This window comes from Polaribacter tangerinus (assembly GCF_038024095.1).
Classification (GTDB): Bacteria; Bacteroidota; Bacteroidia; order Flavobacteriales; family Flavobacteriaceae; genus Polaribacter; species Polaribacter tangerinus.
In genome coordinates, this window is the sequence record NZ_CP150668.1 from 1,144,601 (window position 1) to 1,165,008 (window position 20,408).

General features: G+C 31.2%; 17 protein-coding genes and 1 tRNA gene. 9 read left to right on the plus strand and 9 right to left on the minus strand.

The genetic code is table 11. The features are described from left to right. Position 1 precedes the first annotated feature (1 nt). Complete coding sequence (locus WHD54_RS05050) at positions 2-1,357, minus strand: DEAD/DEAH box helicase (protein WP_088324067.1); 1,356 nt, start codon at positions 1,355-1,357, stop codon at positions 2-4. Positions 1,358-1,455: 98 nt separating this feature from the next. Between WHD54_RS05050 and WHD54_RS05055 the strand changes: the two genes are divergently transcribed. The 5 genes from WHD54_RS05055 to WHD54_RS05075 are packed head-to-tail and all read left to right on the plus strand — an operon-like array spanning position 1,456 to position 7,283. Continuing rightward, positions 1,456-2,220, plus strand: a complete 765-nt coding sequence (locus tag WHD54_RS05055) for a TatD family hydrolase (RefSeq protein ID WP_088324066.1) — start codon at positions 1,456-1,458, stop codon at positions 2,218-2,220. A gap of 14 nt (positions 2,221-2,234) precedes the next feature. Continuing rightward, entirely contained in the window at positions 2,235-2,726 is a 492-nt protein-coding gene (locus tag WHD54_RS05060; RefSeq protein WP_088324065.1) for a methylated-DNA--[protein]-cysteine S-methyltransferase, read from the plus strand. A gap of 54 nt (positions 2,727-2,780) precedes the next feature. Beyond that, positions 2,781-6,158, plus strand: coding sequence for a hypothetical protein (locus WHD54_RS05065; RefSeq protein WP_088324064.1), 3,378 nt, complete (start codon positions 2,781-2,783; stop codon positions 6,156-6,158). Positions 6,159-6,204: 46 nt separating this feature from the next. Further along, positions 6,205-6,771: a DUF3575 domain-containing protein gene (locus WHD54_RS05070; protein ID WP_088324143.1), complete on the plus strand. Its 567-nt coding sequence runs from the start codon at positions 6,205-6,207 to the stop codon at positions 6,769-6,771. An 11-nt stretch (positions 6,772-6,782) separates the two neighbouring features. Continuing rightward, on the plus strand, positions 6,783-7,283 hold the full coding sequence (locus WHD54_RS05075) for a DUF3575 domain-containing protein (RefSeq protein ID WP_088324063.1): 501 nt from the start codon (positions 6,783-6,785) through the stop codon (positions 7,281-7,283). A gap of 70 nt (positions 7,284-7,353) precedes the next feature. Here WHD54_RS05075 and accD read toward each other — a convergent pair whose 3' ends face one another. The 3 genes from accD to WHD54_RS05090 all read right to left on the minus strand — a co-directional run bounded on the left by accD (position 7,354) and on the right by WHD54_RS05090 (position 12,188). Next, entirely contained in the window at positions 7,354-8,229 is an 876-nt protein-coding gene (accD, locus tag WHD54_RS05080) for an acetyl-CoA carboxylase, carboxyltransferase subunit beta (protein WP_088324062.1), read from the minus strand. A 288-nt stretch (positions 8,230-8,517) separates the two neighbouring features. Further along, positions 8,518-9,585, minus strand: coding sequence for a class II fructose-bisphosphate aldolase (fbaA, locus tag WHD54_RS05085; protein WP_088324061.1), 1,068 nt, complete (start codon positions 9,583-9,585; stop codon positions 8,518-8,520). 110 nt (positions 9,586-9,695) lie between these two features. After that, on the minus strand, positions 9,696-12,188 hold the full coding sequence (locus WHD54_RS05090) for a BamA/TamA family outer membrane protein (RefSeq protein WP_233130999.1): 2,493 nt from the start codon (positions 12,186-12,188) through the stop codon (positions 9,696-9,698). 58 nt (positions 12,189-12,246) lie between these two features. Here WHD54_RS05090 and WHD54_RS05095 point away from each other — a divergent pair, with 58 nt between their 5' ends. Next, positions 12,247-12,972 (plus strand): RNA methyltransferase, encoded by a 726-nt coding sequence (locus tag WHD54_RS05095; RefSeq protein ID WP_088324060.1) that lies wholly within the window; start codon positions 12,247-12,249, stop codon positions 12,970-12,972. 9 nt (positions 12,973-12,981) lie between these two features. On the opposite strand, the gene WHD54_RS05100 is transcribed toward WHD54_RS05095, so the two are convergent. The 5 genes from WHD54_RS05100 to WHD54_RS05120 form a co-directional block, all read right to left on the minus strand. Then, on the minus strand, positions 12,982-13,689 hold the full coding sequence (locus WHD54_RS05100; protein WP_088324059.1) for a porin family protein: 708 nt from the start codon (positions 13,687-13,689) through the stop codon (positions 12,982-12,984). Between the two features lie 3 nt (positions 13,690-13,692). Next, positions 13,693-14,424 (minus strand): bifunctional demethylmenaquinone methyltransferase/2-methoxy-6-polyprenyl-1,4-benzoquinol methylase UbiE, encoded by a 732-nt coding sequence (gene ubiE / locus WHD54_RS05105; protein WP_088324058.1) that lies wholly within the window; start codon positions 14,422-14,424, stop codon positions 13,693-13,695. Between the two features lie 125 nt (positions 14,425-14,549). Beyond that, the gene (locus tag WHD54_RS05110) at positions 14,550-15,461 is read right to left on the minus strand and encodes a NifU family protein (protein WP_088324057.1); all 912 of its coding nucleotides are present in this window, start codon (positions 15,459-15,461) and stop codon (positions 14,550-14,552) included. A 139-nt stretch (positions 15,462-15,600) separates the two neighbouring features. Further along, complete coding sequence (locus WHD54_RS05115; protein WP_088324056.1) at positions 15,601-16,986, minus strand: OmpP1/FadL family transporter; 1,386 nt, start codon at positions 16,984-16,986, stop codon at positions 15,601-15,603. A 26-nt stretch (positions 16,987-17,012) separates the two neighbouring features. Beyond that, positions 17,013-18,119, minus strand: coding sequence for a hypothetical protein (locus WHD54_RS05120; protein ID WP_088324055.1), 1,107 nt, complete (start codon positions 18,117-18,119; stop codon positions 17,013-17,015). 178 nt (positions 18,120-18,297) lie between these two features. Here WHD54_RS05120 and proS point away from each other — a divergent pair, with 178 nt between their 5' ends. The 3 genes from proS to rpsT all read left to right on the plus strand — a co-directional run bounded on the left by proS (position 18,298) and on the right by rpsT (position 20,333). Then, entirely contained in the window at positions 18,298-19,776 is a 1,479-nt protein-coding gene (proS, locus tag WHD54_RS05125) for a proline--tRNA ligase (RefSeq protein WP_088324054.1), read from the plus strand. Positions 19,777-19,975: 199 nt separating this feature from the next. Then, a tRNA-Glu gene (locus tag WHD54_RS05130) sits at positions 19,976-20,047 on the plus strand. 34 nt (positions 20,048-20,081) lie between these two features. Next, a complete protein-coding gene (gene rpsT / locus WHD54_RS05135) occupies positions 20,082-20,333 on the plus strand; it encodes a 30S ribosomal protein S20 (RefSeq protein ID WP_088324053.1) in 252 nt (83 codons plus the stop codon). Positions 20,334-20,408: the final 75 nt, after the last annotated feature.

A 20,408-nucleotide genomic window follows, 5' to 3' on the forward strand; every position in this document is an offset into this window, starting at 1 on the left:
ATTACTTCTTTTTCTTATTGCGTTTGTTATAGTTTTTATCTCCTCTAGTTTTTGGCTTTTTATATTTAGCCGCAATTTCTCTTCTGTACGAACCTCCTTTATTTACCTTACTATTTTTTTCACTTTTTTCATGAAATGCTGGCCCTGGAACGTACTCTAATGAGGTTCTATTTTTAGAAATTCCTTGGTCTTCCTTTGGCCTTTCATCTTCGGTTAATATTGTAGCGATTTCTATAGCTTCTGGAAGTTCTAAAACAGGAATTTCATACTGCATTAATGCTTCAATTGCCATCTTACTTTCTTGCTCTTTTGGCGTAGAAAATAATATCGTTTTTCCTTCTTTTTCTGCTCTTCCTGTTCTACCAATTCGATGCATATAGTTTTCGGGAAAATCTGGCGTATCAAAATTTATTACATGAGATACATTGTCGAAATCTAAACCACGGGCCATTACATCTGTTGCTAACAAAATTCTATTTTTACCCTCGTCGAACTGTCTAATAGAACGGATTCTGTAGTTTTGAGTTTTATTTGAGTGAATAATACACATTTCATCATTATAAACCTCTTCTAAATGCTTAAACAACAAATCTGCAGTTCTTTTAAAACCAACAAATATGAGCACTTTACTAAATGTTTCTTTGTCTTTTAAAAGATAGTTGAGCAAATTAACTTTAGTAAAAAAATTAGGTACGTTATACGAAACTTGGGCAATATTTTCTAATGGAGTTCCGCTTACCGCAATTGAAATTTTTTCTGGATTTTTAAAGAAATCATAAATTAAAGCGTTTACATCTTCCGTCATGGTAGCAGAAAACAATACATTTTGTCTGCGCTCTGGTAAAATGTCAAAAATATTCATCAACTGAAAACGAAATCCTAAATCTAACATTACATCTACCTCATCAATTACTAATTTCTGAATCGATTTTAACTTTAAAGCATTACTCAAACCGAGGTCATAGAGCCTACCAGGCGTTGCCACTATAATATCTTGACCTTGTAAAATAGCTTGTTTCTGCGTGTTTATATTAGTGCCTCCATAAACACCTAACACTCGCACATTTATATATTTGGCTAATTTTTCAATTTCATCTACTACTTGTAAAACCAACTCTCTAGTTGGAACTAATACTAAAACTCTAGGATGCTTTTGTTTAGAAAATTTTAAGTCTCTTAAAATTGGCATCATGTAGGCAAATGTTTTTCCGGTTCCGGTTTGCGCTATTCCAACAACATCTTTACCCGATCTTACTACAGAAAATGCCTGCTCTTGAATTGGCGTTGGTGTCTCGAAACCTAAATCTTCGATACCATATTGTAGTTGATTTGATAAATCTAAATCTTTAAAAGTCATTTCTAAAATTTTATGCAAAGGTACGTTTTATAAAATGTTTTACAACTGCACATAAAGACTCTATTTATTTGTAGTTTTGCTAAAATTTTTTGATTAAAATGATTACAGATACGCACACACATTTATACTCTAGCCAATATAATGAAGATCAAGATTTAATGATGCAACGTGCAAAAGACGCAGGTGTATCTCGTTTTTTTGTACCTGCAATAGATTCTTCTTACACAGAAAAAATGCTCTCTTTAGAAAAAAATTATCCTGGAGATGTTTTTTTAATGATGGGGCTTCACCCAACTTATGTAAAGGAAAATTACCTTGATGAACTGGCACACGTAAAAAAGTGGATTGATCAAAAAGACTTTTTTGCCATTGGCGAAATTGGTATCGATTTATATTGGGATAAAAGCTTTTTAACACAACAACAAGAAGCATTTAGTACTCAAATAAAATGGGCTAAAGAAAAAAAACTACCTATTGTAATTCATTGTAGAGATGCCTTTGATGAAATTTTTGAAATACTAGAAGCAGAAAAAGGAGATAATTTGAAAGGTATATTTCACTGTTTTACTGGTACTAAAGAACAAGCATTAAAAGCAATTTCTTACAACATGAAACTTGGCATAGGTGGTGTTGTAACTTTTAAAAATGGAAAAATAGACACATTTTTAAATGAAATATCTTTACAAAATATTGTTGTAGAAACAGACGCACCATATTTAGCGCCCAAACCTTTTAGAGGTAAAAGAAATGAGAGTAGTTACATTACGTATGTTATCGAAAAATTATCGGATATTTACCAACTTCCAGTTGATGAAATTGCCAAAATAACAACTCAAAATTCTAAAGACGTATTTGGCATTTAAAAATTAAAAACACATTGAAAACTGCTACTACTTTTTACAAAACACCCATAGGAATAGCCAAAATTGTTGGTGATAAAAACGGAATTCAACAAGTAGCTGTTTTAGATGAAAATGAAGTAGACAACTCTCTTCTAAAACAATCGGTGCCGAATTGTTTGCAAGAGTGTGTAATTCAGTTAGAGGAGTATTTTAGTGGCAAAAGAACACAGTTTAACCTTACTGTAAACCCGAAGGGAACAGCGTTTCAACTAAAGGTCTGGAAGTCTTTATTAACCATAAAATTTGGTGAAACATGTACCTATTTGGCACAAAGTAAAAAGTTAGGAAACCCAAAAGCAATTAGAGCAGTTGCAAGTGCCAATGGTAAAAATCCGTTATGGATTATTATTCCATGTCACAGAATTATTGGTTCCGATGGTTCTTTAACAGGTTATGCAGGAGGTATTTGGCGAAAAAAATGGTTACTTGAACTAGAAAACCCTGTTAAACAACAGTCGCTTTTTTAATGTATGCCATTATATTAAAAATATATTTTTTGCGTTTATCTTATAACAGTTTATATGATAAATAAAATTCTTTTTAGCTTGTTTTTTTTGATTGGATTAACGGTATACTCTCAAAACTTTTCATCAGATTTTAGAACAAAAAAAATGCTGGTAAAAAACGACACGCTAAAATTTGACTTTGTAGCTATAAATCCAAAAAAAATTGAAATTTTTGATACTTCAGGTAAGCTCATTCCTTCCAAAGAATATCAAGTAGATTACAACAACGCAACGCTGTATATTTCTGCAAAAAAATATGCAGAAATTACCATAAAGTACTTCAGACTTCCAGAATTTTTAACAAAGACCTATAAAGGTTTAGATAAGAAATTAATTGTACCAAATGGAAATTATACCAGTCAACTTTATAGCCTTACCACCAATAAAAAAAGTGAAAATATAGCACTGTTTGAAGGATTAAAAACGAAAGGTTTTATTTCTAGAGGAATTACCTCTGGAAACAATCAAAATGCTGTAACAAATGCTGCACTAGATTTAGAAATAGAGGGAAAACTTTCGGATAAAGTTTCTTTAAAAGCGAGCATTTGGGATACAAATATTCCTATTCAAGAGAACGGATATTCACAAAACATTACCGACTTTGATAGAATATTTATAGAGATGTATACCGAAAATTGGCGGGTAAAAGCTGGAGACATATCACTAGAAAACAACACAAGTTTTTTTGCTCCTTTTAAAAAGCAAGCCGCAGGTTTACAAGTACAAGCAAAAATTAATAAAAAGCTACAATTAAGCGCCTCTGGAGCAGTAGTTCGAGGTAAATTTAACAATTTTAGAATTGTGGGTGTAGAAGGAAATCAGGGTCCTTACAAAATTTTTGGTGCAAATAATGAGCCCGCAATTTTAATTATTGCCGGAAGCGAACAAGTATATGTAAACGGACTAAAAATTAATAGAGGCGAAAACAAAGACTATCTAATAGATTATAATTTGGGTGAAATTACTTTTAACACCACTTACCCCATTACAAACGATATGAGAATTACTATAGAGTTTCAGTATTCCGATAGAAATTATACGCGTTTTGTAACCTACGAAGAAGCAAAGTACGAAAGTGAAAAACTAAAAGTTAGTAGCTTTTTTTACAGTGAAAAAGATGCCAAAAACCAACCTTTACAACAAGTATTAACGGAAAAACAAATAGAGAACCTTAAAAATGCCGGAAACAATAAAGACTTAATGGTTTTTGAAAGTGCCTTTTTAGATAGTTTTGATGAAAATAAAATACTGTATAAAAAAACGCTAAATGGGGCTGTAGAAATTTTCGAGTACAGTAAAAATCCGAGTGATATCTTGTATTTTGTTACTTTTACAAATGTTGGTAATAATAATGGTAATTATATTTTAGAGAGAAATACTGCCATAGGAAACATTTACAAATATGCTGGAGTAAACCTAGGAAATTACAGTCCGATAATTCGGTTAATTGCACCTACCAAAGCAGAAATTTTTGTTGTAAAATCTGACTTTAATCCACATAAAAACACAAAAATATCATCTGAAATAGCAATTAGTAATAACGATGCAAATTTATTTTCTAGTATTGATAATCAAGAAAATGCTGCTATCGCAGCAAAAGTTGGCTGGGAACAACATATTACTAACAAAAAGTGGCAGTTCACCACCAATATTAACCACGAGTATGCTCATAAAAATTTTAAAACGCTACAACGCTGGGAATCTATAGAGTTTAATAGAGATTGGAATTTATTAACCAACAACGCTACAAAAAACTATTTTCAATCATCATTTACAGTAAAAGACACACAGAATAATTTTTTAATGTATCGGTTTAATCATTTAAATTATTTAGATACATACAACGGAAATAAGCATGAAGTAACTGCTAAAATGGAATTTTCGAAAACGCTCTTAACTGCAGATGTATCTTATTTAAACAACAATTCAAGCACCGAAAAAAATTCTTTTTTGGTAGCAAAAACCAATATAGAACAGCAATTTGATGGTGGTTGGTTTGGAGCATTTACCAACATAGAGCGCAATAGCAGAGTAGACAATCTTACTAAAAAATTTGTGAATACGAGTCACCAGTTTCAAGAATATGAAGGCTATTTCGGAGTAGGAAATACCGCAGGAGTTTTTGCAAAATTAGGGTATAATTATCGAGATAATGATAGTATTAAACAAGAATCTTTCACAAAAATTAATACCCGTAAAACAGTGTATTTAACAAGTAAGATAGTACAGAATAAAAATTCCAATCTTTCTATTTTTGCTAATTATAGAACTACAGAAAATAGTTTTTCTGAAGATGAAAAATCACTAAACTCAAAGATAACTTTCAACCAAAAATTGTTTAACAATTTGGTAAACTCTTCGACAGTGTATGAAACATCTTCTGGCAATGTTGCACGGCAAGAATATATTTATATAAAAACGGCTCCTGGTTTAGGCTTTTATACTTGGTTAGATTATAACAATGATGGAGTGCAAGATTTTGATGAGTTTGAGGTAGCAGAATTTCAAGATCAAGCAAACTATTTAAGAGTTCCAAAACCAAATATTCGATTTATTGCCACTCAAAAAGCTACTTATAAACAAATTTTAAATTTTAATTTTTATCCTTGGAAAAAGAAAAAAGGAATAAAAAAATTAATATCTCATTTTAGTAGTGATCATTTTTTAAGCATCGAAAATGAACAAAGAAGAATAGGAGATTCCTTTAAGTTTAATCCTTTTAATTTTAACGAAAACAACTTACTTGGCTTAAATTTAAATATTAAAAATAGCTTATTTATAAATAGAAATCTTCAAAAATATAGCCTAACATATAGCTATGGAAAACTAAGAAATAAGCAACAATTTATCATAGGAACTCAAGAAAATAAATTAGAAAATCATCAAATAGATTTTGCTCATAAATTCGCTAACTTTTGGTTGTTCGAAGCAATGGTAAAAAAAGGTCGAAATAATTTAGATACCGAAAACTTTAATAATAGAAACTACAGGATAAAAACTGAAGAAATAACACCAAAAATAAGTTTCTTATACAATAAAAATAATCGTTTTTCTGCCTTTTATCACTTTAAGAATAAAGTAAATACATTAATTAATTTCGAAAAGCTACAACAACAAAAAGTAGGACTTGAATATTTTTATATGGGCCGAAAAAAAAATCAAGTTTCTGCAAATTTCAATTTATTTGTAAATAGCTTTAAGGGCAATACCAATACACCAGTGGCTTACCAAATGTTAGAGGGTTTACAAGCAGGTAATAATTACACTTGGAACTTACTGTTTAACAGAAAATTAAATGATTTTCTCCATTTAAATATTAGCTATTTAGGTAGAAAAAGTGAACTTTCGAAAGCAATACATACGGGTAGTGTTCAATTAAGAGCAACTTTTTAAGTGTAGGTTATTTTTTTTTGATATGTTTGTAAATATCTCTAAGTTTATGAAAAAATTACTCATCTCAATTGCACTCTTATTAAGTAGTTTACAGTTGATTGCACAAGAAAAAGAAACAAAAAAAATATATCCACAAGATATTGATAAAGATTATGAACTTAAACTAAACGCTTTTAGTTTAATAGTTTTTTCTTCGATAGATGTTAGTTACGAAAAACTCTTAAATAAAGACTCTTCATACGGAATTGCCATTTTTTACAATTTTGCAGATATTGAAAGCGAGCTTTATTTCCCTAAAAAATTCTCATTAACACCTTATTATCGATGGTTTTTTTCAGAAAAAAGATATGCAAGAGGTTATTTTGTTGAAGGTTTCGGAATGCTAAATCACTACAAAGAAAGGTACTACTACTATTCTGGCCCAACAAAAACTGAATCTGAAACAGATTTTGCATTAGGTATATCGGTGGGTGGAAAATTTATTATTAAATCTGGTTTTACTGCAGAAATTTTTCTTGGTGTAGGTAGAAATTTATTCCATAACTCCGACAATAGAATTTTAGATACCGGAATTATTACCAGAGGTGGAATTTCTCTTGGATATCGATTTTAAAAAATAAAAAAATGAAAAAAATAATCTTTTTAAGCTGTTTACTTCTTAGTTCTTTTAGCTATTCTCAGCAAGAAATAAAAATTGATATTGCAGATGCTTTAGCTATTAGAAGTTTAGAGTTTTCATATGAAAACTATATTACAGCAGAAAATTCTTTCGGTATTTCTGCACTATTTAATTTAGCAAATCAAGAGGTTGATTTTAGGTACAACGAAAACATGATGATTACTCCATATTTTCGTCATTATTTTACAACAGAAGCACAATGGAACTTTTTTGGTGAAGGCTTTGTAGGCATTAATAGTGGTAAAAAAGAAATAACAAGTAATTTAACAGAAAATACTTATAAAGAATACACCGACGGCGCTTTGGGCGTTGCTGTGGGATCTAAATATAGCTCAGAAAGTGGTCTTGTTATAGATGCTTATATTGGAGTTGGTAGAAATTTATTTGGTAGCGACTCTCCTGTTTTAGTTCCTCGTATAGGTTTAAATGTTGGTTGGAGATTTTAAATACATTTTTTACAAAAAATAAAAAAGCCAGCATATGCTGGCTTTTTCTATGTTTATCTATTTCTTTTTTTTATGAAGAAGCTGTTTCTACAGCTCTTACAGGAATATTCTCAATTAAATCGATGTATAAATTTACTTGCTTTTTTAAATCTTTACGTTCGTAAATTGCATCTAGAAAACCATGTTCTAAAACGAATTCAGATTTCTGAAAACCTTCTGGCAATTCTTTTCCGGTAGTATCTTTTACTACTCTTGGTCCTGCAAAAGCAATTAAAGCATTTGGCTCGGCAATATTAATATCTCCTAACATTGCATAAGATGCAGTTGTACCTCCAGTTGTAGGATCTGTACATAAAGAAATATAGGGTAATTTAGCCTCTGCCAATTGTGCTAATTTTGCAGACGTTTTTACCAATTGCATTAAAGATAATGAAGCTTCCATCATTCTTGCGCCTCCAGATTTAGAAATCATTAAAAAAGGAAGTTTGTTGGTGATAGCGTAATCAATAGCTCTTGCAATTTTTTCTCCAACTACAGAACCCATAGAGCCACCAATAAATGCAAAATCCATTGCAGCTATAACAATATCTTTCCCTAGAGATTTTCCAACGGCTGTTCTAACAGCATCGTTTAGTTTTGTTTTTTCTTGAGCTGCTTTTAAACGATCTGGATATTTTTTTGTATCCTCGAAGTTCAACGGGTCTTTCGATGTTAATTTTTCGTTTAGCTCGGTAAACTTATTATCGTCAAAAAATAATTCAAAGTACTCCTTACTTCCAATTCTTACATGATAACCGTCTTCCGGACTCACATATAAGTTTCTCTTTAACTCTTCTGTGTCTATAATTTTACCACTTGGAGTTTTATACCACAATCCTTTGGGAGTATCTTTCTTATCTTCTGTAGAAGTATGTATTCCTTTATCTGTTCTTTTAAACCAAGCCATATTGTTAGTTTCTTTTATAATTTAGGGCATCAAATATATTTTATTTGATAAAAAAATGAGCTACAAATGTAAAAGAATTTTTATAAAAAATACTTTGTTATTTGTGTGATTATTCTAAAAAAAGTAAGTAATTGTAAAAAAAGTGATAATCATACTATTAATATTACCGATAAAATCGGCCATAATTATATATAAATCATCAAAAAAAACTAAAAAATTTATCATTTTACAAAAAAAGCATCCTTACAAACGCAAGGATGCTTAGTCATAGTTTATTTAACTAAAATACTACAAGGTGTTTACGTTATTTAAATCTTCAAAAGCCTTTTTTAATCGCGCAGTAAAAGTTTGTTCACCTAAACGCAACCACTTTCGTGGGTCGTAATATTTTTTGTTAGGCAACTCTGCTCCTTCTGGATTTCCTATTTGTGTAGCTAAATAAAGTGCTTTTTCTTGCATATAGTCTCTAATTCCCTCAGAAAACGCGAACTGTAAATCGGTATCAATATTCATTTTTACAACTCCATAACCTATAGATTCTCTAATTTCTTCAAGTGTAGAACCAGATCCACCATGAAAAACAAAATCGATATGATTTTCACCAACACCATATTTTTTTGTTATAAACTCTTGTGAATTCTTTAAAATTTTAGGAGTTAACTTTACATTTCCAGGCTTGTAAACACCGTGAACATTACCGAAAGCAGCTGCAATTGTAAATTGTGGAGATACTTTTAATAATTCTTCATATGCGTAGGCTACTTCTTCTGGCTGGGTATATAATTTAGAAACATCTACATCAGAATTATCTACTCCATCCTCTTCACCACCGGTAATACCTAATTCTATTTCTAAAGTCATTCCCATTTTACTCATTCTAGATAAATAAGTTTTACAAATTTCGATGTTTTCTTCTAGAGGCTCTTCAGATAAATCTATCATATGAGAACTATACAAAGGCTTTCCTGTTTCTTTAAAATGCTTTTCAGAGGCATCTAACAAACCATCTATCCAAGGCAATAATTTTTTTGCACAATGGTCTGTATGTAAAATTACAGGCACCCCGTAAGCAAGAGCTAATTCATGCACATGCTTTGCTCCTGCAATACCACCAGCTATGGCTGCTTTTTCATTTTCGTTAGACAATCCTTTACCAGCGTTAAACTGAGCACCGCCATTAGAAAACTGAATAATTACTGGTGCATTTAAATCTCTTGCTGTTTCTAAAACACCATTTATTGTACTAGAACCAACAACATTTACAGCTGGCAGTGCAAATCCTTTTTCTTTTGCAAGTTTAAAAATTTCTTGAACTTCTTTTCCTGTTGCAACTCCAGGCTTTATATTGTGACTCATGTATTGTTTTTTAAAATAATTAATTTAACTGTTCAAATGTACTAAAATTAGCTGTTTTTTGTGTTGATGAAGCTTTAAAATAACGAAAACGTTATAGGTTTATACAACTATTAAAAAGGGTAGTTAATACCTATATTGTACACAGCACTTCCAAAATTATAATTTTTAAACCACTTATTTCTTGCTAAATAAGGTTCATAAGTTTTAAAACCAACATCTAAACGCAATACAAAAAAGCTTAAATCATAACGTACCCCAACGCCCGAGCCAATTGCAATATTTTCTAGTGAAGATATGTTACTGAAACGAGCATCTTTGTCTACAAATTCAGAACCAGAAATGTCCCAAATATTACCAGCATCTATAAAAAGTGCTCCTTTTAAACTTCCTGTTAAATCGAAACGATACTCTGCACTTGTTAAAAACTTTAAACTTCCAACATTAAATTCGAGACCGCTATTTCTACTTCCTGGACCTAATTGATAGGTTTGCCAAGCTCTAATATCATTAGATCCTCCTGCAAAATAACTTCGAGTAAAAGGAATATCTGAGCCATCGTAAGTTAAAATTGCTCCCAAAAAAGACCGAATACCAAAAACTGAGTTGTAGCCAATATTCCAAAATTTCTTGTATTCTACATCAGCCTTAAAGTATTGAGCCAATGGTATTTTAAACAAAGTTTTCTTATTATTTGTATTGTACTCTTTTGATAAAAGTCCTAGAATATTACCAGAATTTGCAAGACGCAGTTTAAAAAAAGAGAAATTATTATCTTTAAAATCTATCTGATTATTGTAGGTGTAAGAATAGGCTAGAATTGGTATTAAGAAATCTGAAGTTACAATATTATACCTGTTCAATATATTTAAAGCCGTATTGTATTCTGTAGGATTTGAACTTCTAAAATTAGTGTCTGCTGCTACTAAATCCATAAAACTTACAGCCTCATTTGGTAAGCTCAACGTTTTATTAACGTTGTTGTAATAGGTTTGTGCCACATTATTTAAATTGGCATATTCTGATCTATAAATGTTAAAAAACCTATTTACGTTTAAATTCTGAATGTATTGCGTATTAAAAAGCTCTAATTGAATTGTTTTTGTGGAATTATACTGCCATTTATAATCGGATTGAATAGTAAATGTTTGTCGGTCTAAACCTATATTTTTCTGAAAACTTGAACCTACAGAAAATAAGGTTCTTGGATTCATTCTTTTTGGTACTAATTTGCTGAGTCCAAAAGGAGCAACAAATCTAGGAATTTCTATGGAAGCATCTGCTCCTATTTCCCAACCCGGACCATTCTGAGCATTAAAATAAGAACCCGAAAAAGACAATTTTAATAGTTCTGCTCCTCGAAAAGCATTTCTATTAATAATAGAATATTTTGCAGCAATATCGCTACTTCTTATGTTAGATTGAGAAAACTCTAATTCTAAACCTGTTGTATATTTTTCTATCGGAGACAAAAATAAATTCATTTCTAAAGCATCATCAAAACCGGTAGTTGGTGAAAAAGTAATATTTGTTGTTTTAAAATTTTTAAGTGATTTTAAATGATTTCTAGTAAGATTTGTTAAAGTATCTTTGTAGATATCTCCTGATTTAAAAAATATAGATTGTGCTAAATATTTCGGATTGTACTTTAATTTTCCATGAGATAAAAAACGAATCCCTTTGTATAGAACTGTATCTGTTGGCTTTTTATCTTTTAAAGTAAACGTATAATCTGTGTGCACATTTATATTTCTTATTTTGTGAACTTTGTAATCTTTTTTAATGTAACTACCTCTTTCTTCTTTAAAACGATCTTTTGCAATTAAAAAAGTTACGTTGGTTTTATTATCTGCCCTCGTAGAATCTACATAAAAACCTAATGCTGCCTCAGAAAAATGATAAACTCCGTTGTTTTTAAATAACTTTACTACATTGTTAGCCTCATTTCTAAATGTTTTATCGTTGTACTGGTCTCCAGATTTTAATAATGAAACTGCTCCAGAATTTTTATAAATACTATCTAAAACAGGAGATTCAATTTTTATTTTTATAGTATCTAAAAGAGTAGGCTTTCCTCTATTTACATAATAATGTACCTGCGCTTTTTTACGTAATGTATCTTTTACAATTTCAGAATTTACAGTGGTTTTAAAGTACCCTTGTGTTTTGTAGTAAGCCCACAAATTATCTTCTGTTCTTTTAATTTTAGAAGGGCTTAACAAAACTGGTTTGTCATAATTTAAAAACCAATTATTTAGTTTAATAAATGAATTTGCATATGCGATACTTTGCTTTTCTGAAAAAATATTTTTAATAAATTGATATTTCTTTGGATGTTCTTGTGCCCATTCAAAAGGTGTTTTTGGCTTTTCATGGTTCCCTAAATTATGAAAAAACAATCCTATTGGCATGCCTAACAAACTTGCATTTGGTTTTTGTAATAAGTACTTTTGCAGGGTTATATCTTTGGTTTTTACACTGTCTAAAAATACCGTATTTTCTGAAAGCATAAACTGTTTTTTAGCTACATGCTTTGTTGCATTACATGCTGCTAAAAATAGTAGTAGTAAAAAGTAAAAAGAAAGTTTTTTCATTACTTTAGCCATAGAAATCAATTTCAAAAATACTATTTTTCAACGGTTTATTTTCAATTACAATCAATTAATGAGTATCACTAAAAGTCAACTTAAACTAATAACTAGTTTATCACAAAAAAAGTATCGCCAAAAGCATCAATTATTTATTGCCGAAGGCACAAAAGTGGTTAATGAATTGCTAGAATCATCGCTAGAATTAGAAATACTTTTTGCTACTGAAAATTTTGAAACAACCGTAAGAAAAGATAAAATTACCTTTATTAGTGAAACAGACTTAAAAAAAATAAGCAGCCTAAAAACACCCAATAAGGTATTAGGAATTTTTAAAATTCCTGAACAAAATAAAATAATAGATACGGGTTTAATTATTGCTTTAGATGCTATTAACGACCCGGGAAATTTAGGCACAATTATTCGTTTATGCGACTGGTTTGGTGTAAAACAACTTGTGTGTTCTAATGATACTGTAGATTGTTACAACCAAAAAGTAGTACAAGCCTCGATGGGTTCATTAACAAGAATATCGATCACTTACCTCGACATAGAAACCTATGTAAAAAACACCTCTTTACCTTCTTTTATAGCTGATATGGATGGAGAAAATGTATATAAAATATCTTTACCAAAAGAAGGGGTTTTAATAATGGGGAACGAAGCAAATGGAGTTTCTTCAAAAATAAAGAAAGTAGTTTCCAACACACTATCTATTCCTAGATTTGGTGAAAACAAAGTTACAGAAAGTTTAAATGTAGCTACAGCAACAGCTATATTATTAAGTGAATTTAACAGATAAAAAATCTGATTATTCGAAAGCAAAGTTTAAAAAAATACCACGAGTTCCCATAAAATTAACAGGCGCCGTCCATTGACTATTAGCATCATCGTCGTATTTAATTTCATTATTCAAAGCAAAAACACCGCGTATTGATGGAGAAAACTTAAAAAAATACAAGTAAAAATCTACTCCTATACCAACTTCATACATAAAATTGTGTGTTTTCATTCTAAACTGACCCGCAGAATTATCATCTTGATTAGATTCGTTGCTAGAAAAATTATAGTCGTAAGAGATTCCTCCTAAGATATAAGGCCTTATATTTTTATATCTGTCGGTACTAAATTTAAGAACCAACGGCAAATGTAAATATGTAGAACCAATCTCTCTAATACTATCTTGTGGCTTTCCTGTTGTGGTTAAATGGTTGAATAAAATTCTTTTCGAATTACTTACTAAACCGGGCTCTAACCGTAAATTTAAATTTTTATGTAATCGTAAATCGGCAATTAAACCTACATTAAAACCAGCAGTTGGCGCTACAGTAATATTTGCATTTGTTACTACGCTTTCTTTTAAATTTAACTTGAAATCGTTCTGATTTAAACCTAAATAAAAACCGTAATGCATCAATTTATTGTCGAACGTTGGTAAATATTCTACACGTTCGGTTTGTGAAAAAAAGGAAAGGGCAGACAGTAGAAAAAACCCTAAAATTAGGAATCTTTTATTCATATATTATTTTCGGGCTGTGTAAATTGTGGCAACACCAAAAGTTACGGGTTTATCATTTGTATAAGTAAACCCATTTTTTTGTAAAATATTGTTAAATGCCTCTCCAAAAGGAAAAGAATTTGCCGATTCCGATAAATAAGAATACGCTACTTTATCTTTAGAAAACAACTTACCAATTAAAGGCAAAATGTAATTAGTGTACAATTTATACCCTTGTTTAAAGGGAAATTTGGTTGGGTTTGAAGTTTCTAAAATTACTAATACTCCTGTTGGTTTTAGCACTCTAGCAATCTCTTTTATCCCTTTAGCTAAATTAGCAAAATTACGCACACCAAAAGAAACAGTAATTGCATCGAAGGTATTGTCTTTAAATGGCATTTCTTCGGAGTCTGCTACCATCATTTCTATTTTATTGGAAAGATTGGCTTTCGCAATTTTTTGTTTCCCAACTTCTAACATTCCTGCAGATATGTCTAACCCTACAATTCTATCTGGGTTTAAACTTGCCATCATTAGGGCTAAATCTCCTGTTCCAGTAGCAATATCTAAAATTTGTTTCGGATTATTCTCCCCCACAATTTGCACCACTTTCTTTCGCCATTTAACATCAATTCCTAAAGAAATTACTCTGTTTAATCCATCGTAATTTTTAGAAATATTATCAAACATCTGTGCAACTTGCTCTTTCTTGCCTAAACTAGAATCTTTATAAGGATTTATTTTTTCTGCTGACATAAATAAGCCCACCTTTTTCTTCTTATAAGGAAGAGAGTACAGGGTGGAAACTGCTTTTTTTATTTAAATACTATAGTAAAAGAGTCAAATTTAGAAATTAATTTTATCAAAATATATACCTAAATTTACCCCTTAATAGCTACCACTTCATTAATTTGATTTGGTAGCATTTCTTTTAATAAATTTTCTATTCCGTTTTTTAAAGTAGCAGTAGAAGAAGGGCATCCACTACAAGCACCTTGCAATACCACACTTACAACTTTATTTTGCTCGTCGTAAGAACGAAAGGCTATATTACCACCGTCTCCTGCAACAGCTGGTTTTATATATTCATCTAAAATATCTACTATTTGCCCGGCAACTCCTTCTAATTGAACTTCTGGCACCACTGCTTTTTCTCCTTCTTCACTAGCAATTGTTACCTTTGGTAATTCTTTAATAATAGTTTTACCGTCTGCCAAATACTCTCTAATAAAAGAGCGAAGTTCTCCGTACACATCATTCCATTCTACCATATCGTACTTGGTTACAGAAATATAATTATCTGAGATAAATACCTCTTTTACAAATGAAAACTGAAAAATAGCCACTGCTAGTGGAGACGATTTACTTGCTTCATCTATATTCTTAAACTCTACATCTACCTGAGTTAATGCCTTATTAGTTCCAAATTTCATTACCGATGGATTTGGTGTTGCCTCGGCATAAACTTCTATTGGCTCTTTTTTTGTAGATGATTTTTGCTCATTTACTACAACATTCCCGTCATTTAAATAAGCTTCTATCTGTTCTTTTACCTCTTCTTGAACATCTTGCCATTCTACAATATCGAAACGTTGTATAGCAATAAAACTTGCCGTTACAAAAACCTTTTTTACAAAAGGTAAATAAAATAATTGTTGCACAAGAGGCGCGTTTTTTGCCTCATCAACATTATTAAATTCATAACTCCCTCCGTTAATTAAAACACTTGTACTGTTAAATTTAAGAATGGTATTATTCGTAGTTTCTTGTATGGTAATTTTAATTTCTGACATGTTCTAAATATTGAATTGCAAAATTAAGGGAAAAAAGGCAAATAGTTTAATTTTAAGGGTACAAAAGCGAAAGCCCTAAAAAGAAAAAATTGATGATTTCTTTTTAGGGCTCAAATAACTTTTAAGTTTTAAACATCTACTACAAGTTTATAGTTGCTGTTGCAGTAAACACGCTATTATCTATTTGAAGTTCTGCAGCATTTATATTTGAAAACTCTGCATAAGCATTGTAAAACGATGTTCGGTTATTGTTACCGTATGAAAAATCAATTTTAAAGTTACCGAAATCGTAACCACCACCAAAAGAATATCCTTGTAGGTTGTCGGTAGAAATTGCCTCTTTTAAAGGAGCTTCTTCGTACATATAACCACCTCTTACACTAAATCTATTCAAACGCCATTCGGTACCTATATTTATAGCATTTGTATTTCTTAATTCATTCTGAAAAAAAGCATTTTCTTGCATAAAATCGGTGCTAGATAATTTCATATTTTGATAATTCTTTCGAGTATAATCTATACTCAACAATCCTTTTTTACCAAAAACAATAGCACCACTTGTTGTTAATTTACTGGGAGTTCTAAATTGATATATAAAACTTTCTGATGGAAAAACACCGCCAGTTGTATTGTCATATATTACAGGGTCGTTGCTAACAGCTATTTCAGTATCGCCAAAGAAACCTTCGTTATCTACAATGTTTGTATTTTCAATTACTTCGGTATACCAAGTTGGTGTTTGATAAGACATACCGAATCTAAACACTTTGTTCAATTTATAAATAAACCCTAAATTTAAAGAAACACCTGTTCCTGTGGTAAAGTTTTCTTGATAAAAATTAGCTTCTAAGGTATTACCAGCTCCATCATTATTAAACTCTTCTAAAGTAGCCATTTGGCTAAAATTTAAGTTATAAAAATTTAAAGATGCTCCCAAATGCAACTTATTTAAATGTACTGATGAAAAAGCCAAGTTAATTTCATTGATCTCTCCTGTATAATTATTCTGAAAACGTTGTTCTTCAGAAAAATCATAAGCAATTGCAGGATTATTTTGATCTAAAGGAAATTCTCTAAAGGTTGGAATATTACTATTACCAACAAAGCCAAAATTAGAATTAAAATCTTTTTGCTTACGATAATTAAATCCGATGGCAAGTTTACTCCAATCAGAAGAATGAGAAGTGTTAAATACTAACACGGCACCTGCTTGTGATAGGTTAAAGAATTGGTCTTGTGTATTTCTATCACTACCATAATAATTGGCGTTTATGTCGGTACTTCTCACATTAAAAGAACCTGCAAAAGCACTACTATTATATACCGAAATACCTGCCGGATTTATATTCATTGCAGAAACATCACCTCCTAATGCTCCGAAAGCTCCTGCCATTGCAGTAAAACGTGCTGTTCCGTTTTTATCGTTTTCAGAAAACAACAAGGCTAAATCTTGATACCCCAAAGACTGTGCACGCGCGGTAAAGCTTACTGCAAAAATTACTGCTACTATTATATATTTTTTCATGTGTGTTTTTTAACTTAATATCTCTCTTAATTTCCTCTTCTAGAAGATGAAGATCTACCAGAAGATCTACTAGAACCTGAACTTCTACTGCTACTTGCTCGAGAACTGCTACTACTGCTACTTCTTCTCATTGTAGATGACGACCCCGTACTTCTTGTACTAGAAGAACGTCTAACTGCACTATTAGAAGAACTTCTTCTTGCATTTGATGTACCAGAACTTCTATTAACAGTGCTGGTGTTTCTTCGAACACTAGAACGTCTACCTACACTTCTAGATGAATTATTATTTACAACACCTCTTCTAACAGTTGCAGCACTTCTTCTTGTTGATGTAGCACTTCTAGTTGTGGAATTTCTTCTTGTAGAATATGCTACAGAACTTCTATTGCTACCTCTTCTAGAGTTTACAGAAGTACCTCTAGAAGTTACAACTCCTCTTCTGCTTCTATCTGCAATTCTTCCATTATAACGAGAATTTCTGTAATACCTATTATTTGTAAACCTATTATTAAATCGGTTAGAAAAATATGGATTATGAAATGGGCCTAGATAATACGGGTGTCCCATAAAGCCGAATCTATTGAAACGATTGAAACCCCAACCCCAATTATTAAATCCGTTATTCCAACCCCAACGATTAAATCCGTTGTTCCAGCCCCAACGATTCCAGCCCCAGTTATTAAAACCCCAATTGTTGAAACCCCAGTTATTCCAGCCCCAATTATGAAAGCCATTATTCCAAAAAGGATCATTCATTAAATTTACATTCACAACAACATCGTTGTTTGGATTTCGGCCCCAAGAAGGATTGGTATTATAATTTAAGTCATCTTCTGCATACACATCATCACCAGAAACATAAGTATCTACATCAGTAAAAATTTCATTATCCCCTAAATTTTCTAAACGTTCTAACTCTTTAGTAAAATAGTTATTGTTGTAATCTTTATACTGAGTATCATCTGCAATAATAACTTTATTTTCAGGTTGCTTTATTTCATATTCATCGCCATAAATACCATCTGCAGTTCTATATACACTCTGATACGTACCACAAGAAATCAATAAAAAATTAACTGCAGCTACTATGAAGATGTTATTAAATACTTTATTTGAGAAGGACTGTTTCATAATACTTGTTTTAAGGATGAGTATTCTTTTGAATGAAAAATTGTTCGGCAAAAAGTAGAAAACTTTACTTGGTCTCTTAGCTTTTTATAGTAGTTTTGTATTGTTCTATAAAAAAACAAAATAACTTTAGAACTTATTTCACTTTAAAGGTAACAATTTTTGTGCCAAACTTTTGATTATGAGTAAACATTTAACAAAACGATCCGACGATTATTCTAAGTGGTATAACGAATTAGTTGTAAAAGCCGACTTGGCAGAAAACTCTGCCGTAAGAGGTTGTATGGTTATAAAACCCTACGGATATGCTATTTGGGAAAAAATGCAAGCAGAGTTAGATAGAATGTTTAAAGAAACCGGTCATGAAAATGCCTATTTTCCACTATTTGTGCCAAAAAGTTTATTTGAAGCTGAAGAAAAGAATGCAGAAGGTTTTGCAAAAGAATGTGCTGTGGTTACTCACTACAGACTTCAAAACGACCCTGATAAACCTGGTAAATTAAGAGTAGATCCTGCAGCGAAATTAGAAGAAGAATTAGTTGTAAGACCAACTTCTGAGGCCATTATATGGAACACTTACAAAGGATGGATACAGTCTTACAGAGACTTACCATTACTAATAAATCAATGGGCAAATGTTGTAAGATGGGAAATGCGAACAAGGCTATTTTTACGAACTGCAGAATTTTTATGGCAAGAAGGGCATACGGCACATGCAACAAAAGCAGAAGCTATTGCTGAGGCAAAACAAATGCAAAATGTATATGCCACTTTTGCAGAAGATTTTATGGCAATGCCAGTTGTAAAAGGTATAAAATCTGATAGTGAGCGTTTTGCTGGAGCAGAAGATACCTACACTATAGAGGCTTTGATGCAAGACGGAAAAGCACTTCAAGCAGGTACGAGCCACTTTCTTGGTCAGAATTTTGCTGAAGCTTTTGACGTAAAATTTACTTCAAAAGAAGGAAAACAAGAACATGTTTGGGCAACTTCTTGGGGAGTATCTACACGTTTAATTGGTGGATTAATAATGACTCACTCTGATGACAACGGACTTGTTCTACCTCCAAAGTTAGCTCCTATTCAGGTGGTAATTGTACCTATTTATAAAAACGAAGAACAACTTGCAGAGATATCTGAAAAAGTATCATCAATAGTAAAAGAATTAAGAGCTAAAAATATTTCTGTTAAATTTGATACTAGAGATACTTTTAGACCTGGAGCTAAATTTGCAGAATATGAGCTAAAGGGAGTTCCTTTAAGAATAGCAATGGGCAAAAGAGATTTAGAGAACGGAACTGTAGAAATTGCAAGAAGAGATAACTTCGAGAAACAAACAGTTTCTCAAGATGATGTTGTAGAGATGGTTACAAAACTTTTAAATGAAATACAGGAAAGTCTTTTTCAGAAAGCAAAAAATTATAGAGCAGCTCACACCACAGAAGTAGATAATTTTGAAGATTTTAAAAACACCATAAAAACCAAAGGAGGTTTTGTAGCTGCACATTGGGATGGAACCGAAGAAACAGAAAACAAAATTAAAGAAATTACCAAAGCAACAATAAGATGTATTCCCAATGATGCAATAGAAGAAAATGGAGTTTGTGTATTTAGTGGAAAACCATCAACCAAAAAAGTACTTTTTGCGAAAGCTTATTAAGTACTAATAATTGTGTAGTAAGGTTTTATATTGATAAAAAAACTAGTTAAGAATTCGTTATAAATAGTGACAAAACAACTCATTAATAGTGCTATTATTTTTTTTCGAAAAAAAAATAAACTTTTTTTAAAAAACTATTGCACAATTTAAAAAACGTTGTATATTTGCACCCGCAATTGAGATATAAATTGATTGTTATGGTCCGTTCGTCTAGGGGTTAGGACGCATGGTTTTCATCCATGTAACACGGGTTCGATTCCCGTACGGACTACAAAAGTTTTAATTAAAAAACGAATAAAGAAATTATGGCAAATCATAAGTCAGCATTAAAAAGAATTAGAAGCAACGAAGCTAAAAGATTGCGTAACAAATATCAGCACAAAACTACGCGTAATGCTGTTAGAGATTTACGTTCTATTGAAGACAAGAAAGACGCAGAAGCTAAATTAAATACTGTTATTTCTATGTTAGACAAGTTGGCAAAGAAAAATGTTATACACAAAAACAAAGCCGCTAACTTAAAATCTAAGTTAACTAAGCATGTAGCTTCTTTGTAAAAGTATTCTTTTAAAAAAAATTAAAAGCACTGAATTCTATTCAGTGCTTTTTTTGTTACACAATAAACTTTTCTT

Excerpts from the sequence above, each read along its gene's own strand:
- fbaA (WP_088324061.1), bottom strand. The coding sequence starts at position 9,585 with ATGAGTCACAATATAAAGCCTGGAGTTGCAACAGGAAAAGAAGTTCAA.
- WHD54_RS05075 (WP_088324063.1), top strand. The coding sequence starts at position 6,783 with ATGAAAAAAATAATCTTTTTAAGCTGTTTACTTCTTAGTTCTTTTAGC.
- WHD54_RS05055 (WP_088324066.1), top strand. The coding sequence starts at position 1,456 with ATGATTACAGATACGCACACACATTTATACTCTAGCCAATATAATGAA.
- ubiE (WP_088324058.1), bottom strand. The coding sequence starts at position 14,424 with ATGTCAGCAGAAAAAATAAATCCTTATAAAGATTCTAGTTTAGGCAAG.
- WHD54_RS05070 (WP_088324143.1), top strand. The coding sequence starts at position 6,205 with ATGAAAAAATTACTCATCTCAATTGCACTCTTATTAAGTAGTTTACAG.
- proS (WP_088324054.1), top strand. The coding sequence starts at position 18,298 with ATGAGTAAACATTTAACAAAACGATCCGACGATTATTCTAAGTGGTAT.
- WHD54_RS05110 (WP_088324057.1), bottom strand. The coding sequence starts at position 15,461 with ATGTCAGAAATTAAAATTACCATACAAGAAACTACGAATAATACCATT.
- WHD54_RS05095 (WP_088324060.1), top strand. The coding sequence starts at position 12,247 with ATGAGTATCACTAAAAGTCAACTTAAACTAATAACTAGTTTATCACAA.
- WHD54_RS05050 (WP_088324067.1), bottom strand. The coding sequence starts at position 1,357 with ATGACTTTTAAAGATTTAGATTTATCAAATCAACTACAATATGGTATC.
- WHD54_RS05115 (WP_088324056.1), bottom strand. The coding sequence starts at position 16,986 with ATGAAAAAATATATAATAGTAGCAGTAATTTTTGCAGTAAGCTTTACC.
- rpsT (WP_088324053.1), top strand. The coding sequence starts at position 20,082 with ATGGCAAATCATAAGTCAGCATTAAAAAGAATTAGAAGCAACGAAGCT.
- WHD54_RS05065 (WP_088324064.1), top strand. The coding sequence starts at position 2,781 with ATGATAAATAAAATTCTTTTTAGCTTGTTTTTTTTGATTGGATTAACG.
- accD (WP_088324062.1), bottom strand. The coding sequence starts at position 8,229 with ATGGCTTGGTTTAAAAGAACAGATAAAGGAATACATACTTCTACAGAA.
- WHD54_RS05100 (WP_088324059.1), bottom strand. The coding sequence starts at position 13,689 with ATGAATAAAAGATTCCTAATTTTAGGGTTTTTTCTACTGTCTGCCCTT.
- WHD54_RS05120 (WP_088324055.1), bottom strand. The coding sequence starts at position 18,119 with ATGAAACAGTCCTTCTCAAATAAAGTATTTAATAACATCTTCATAGTA.
- WHD54_RS05090 (WP_233130999.1), bottom strand. The coding sequence starts at position 12,188 with ATGGCTAAAGTAATGAAAAAACTTTCTTTTTACTTTTTACTACTACTA.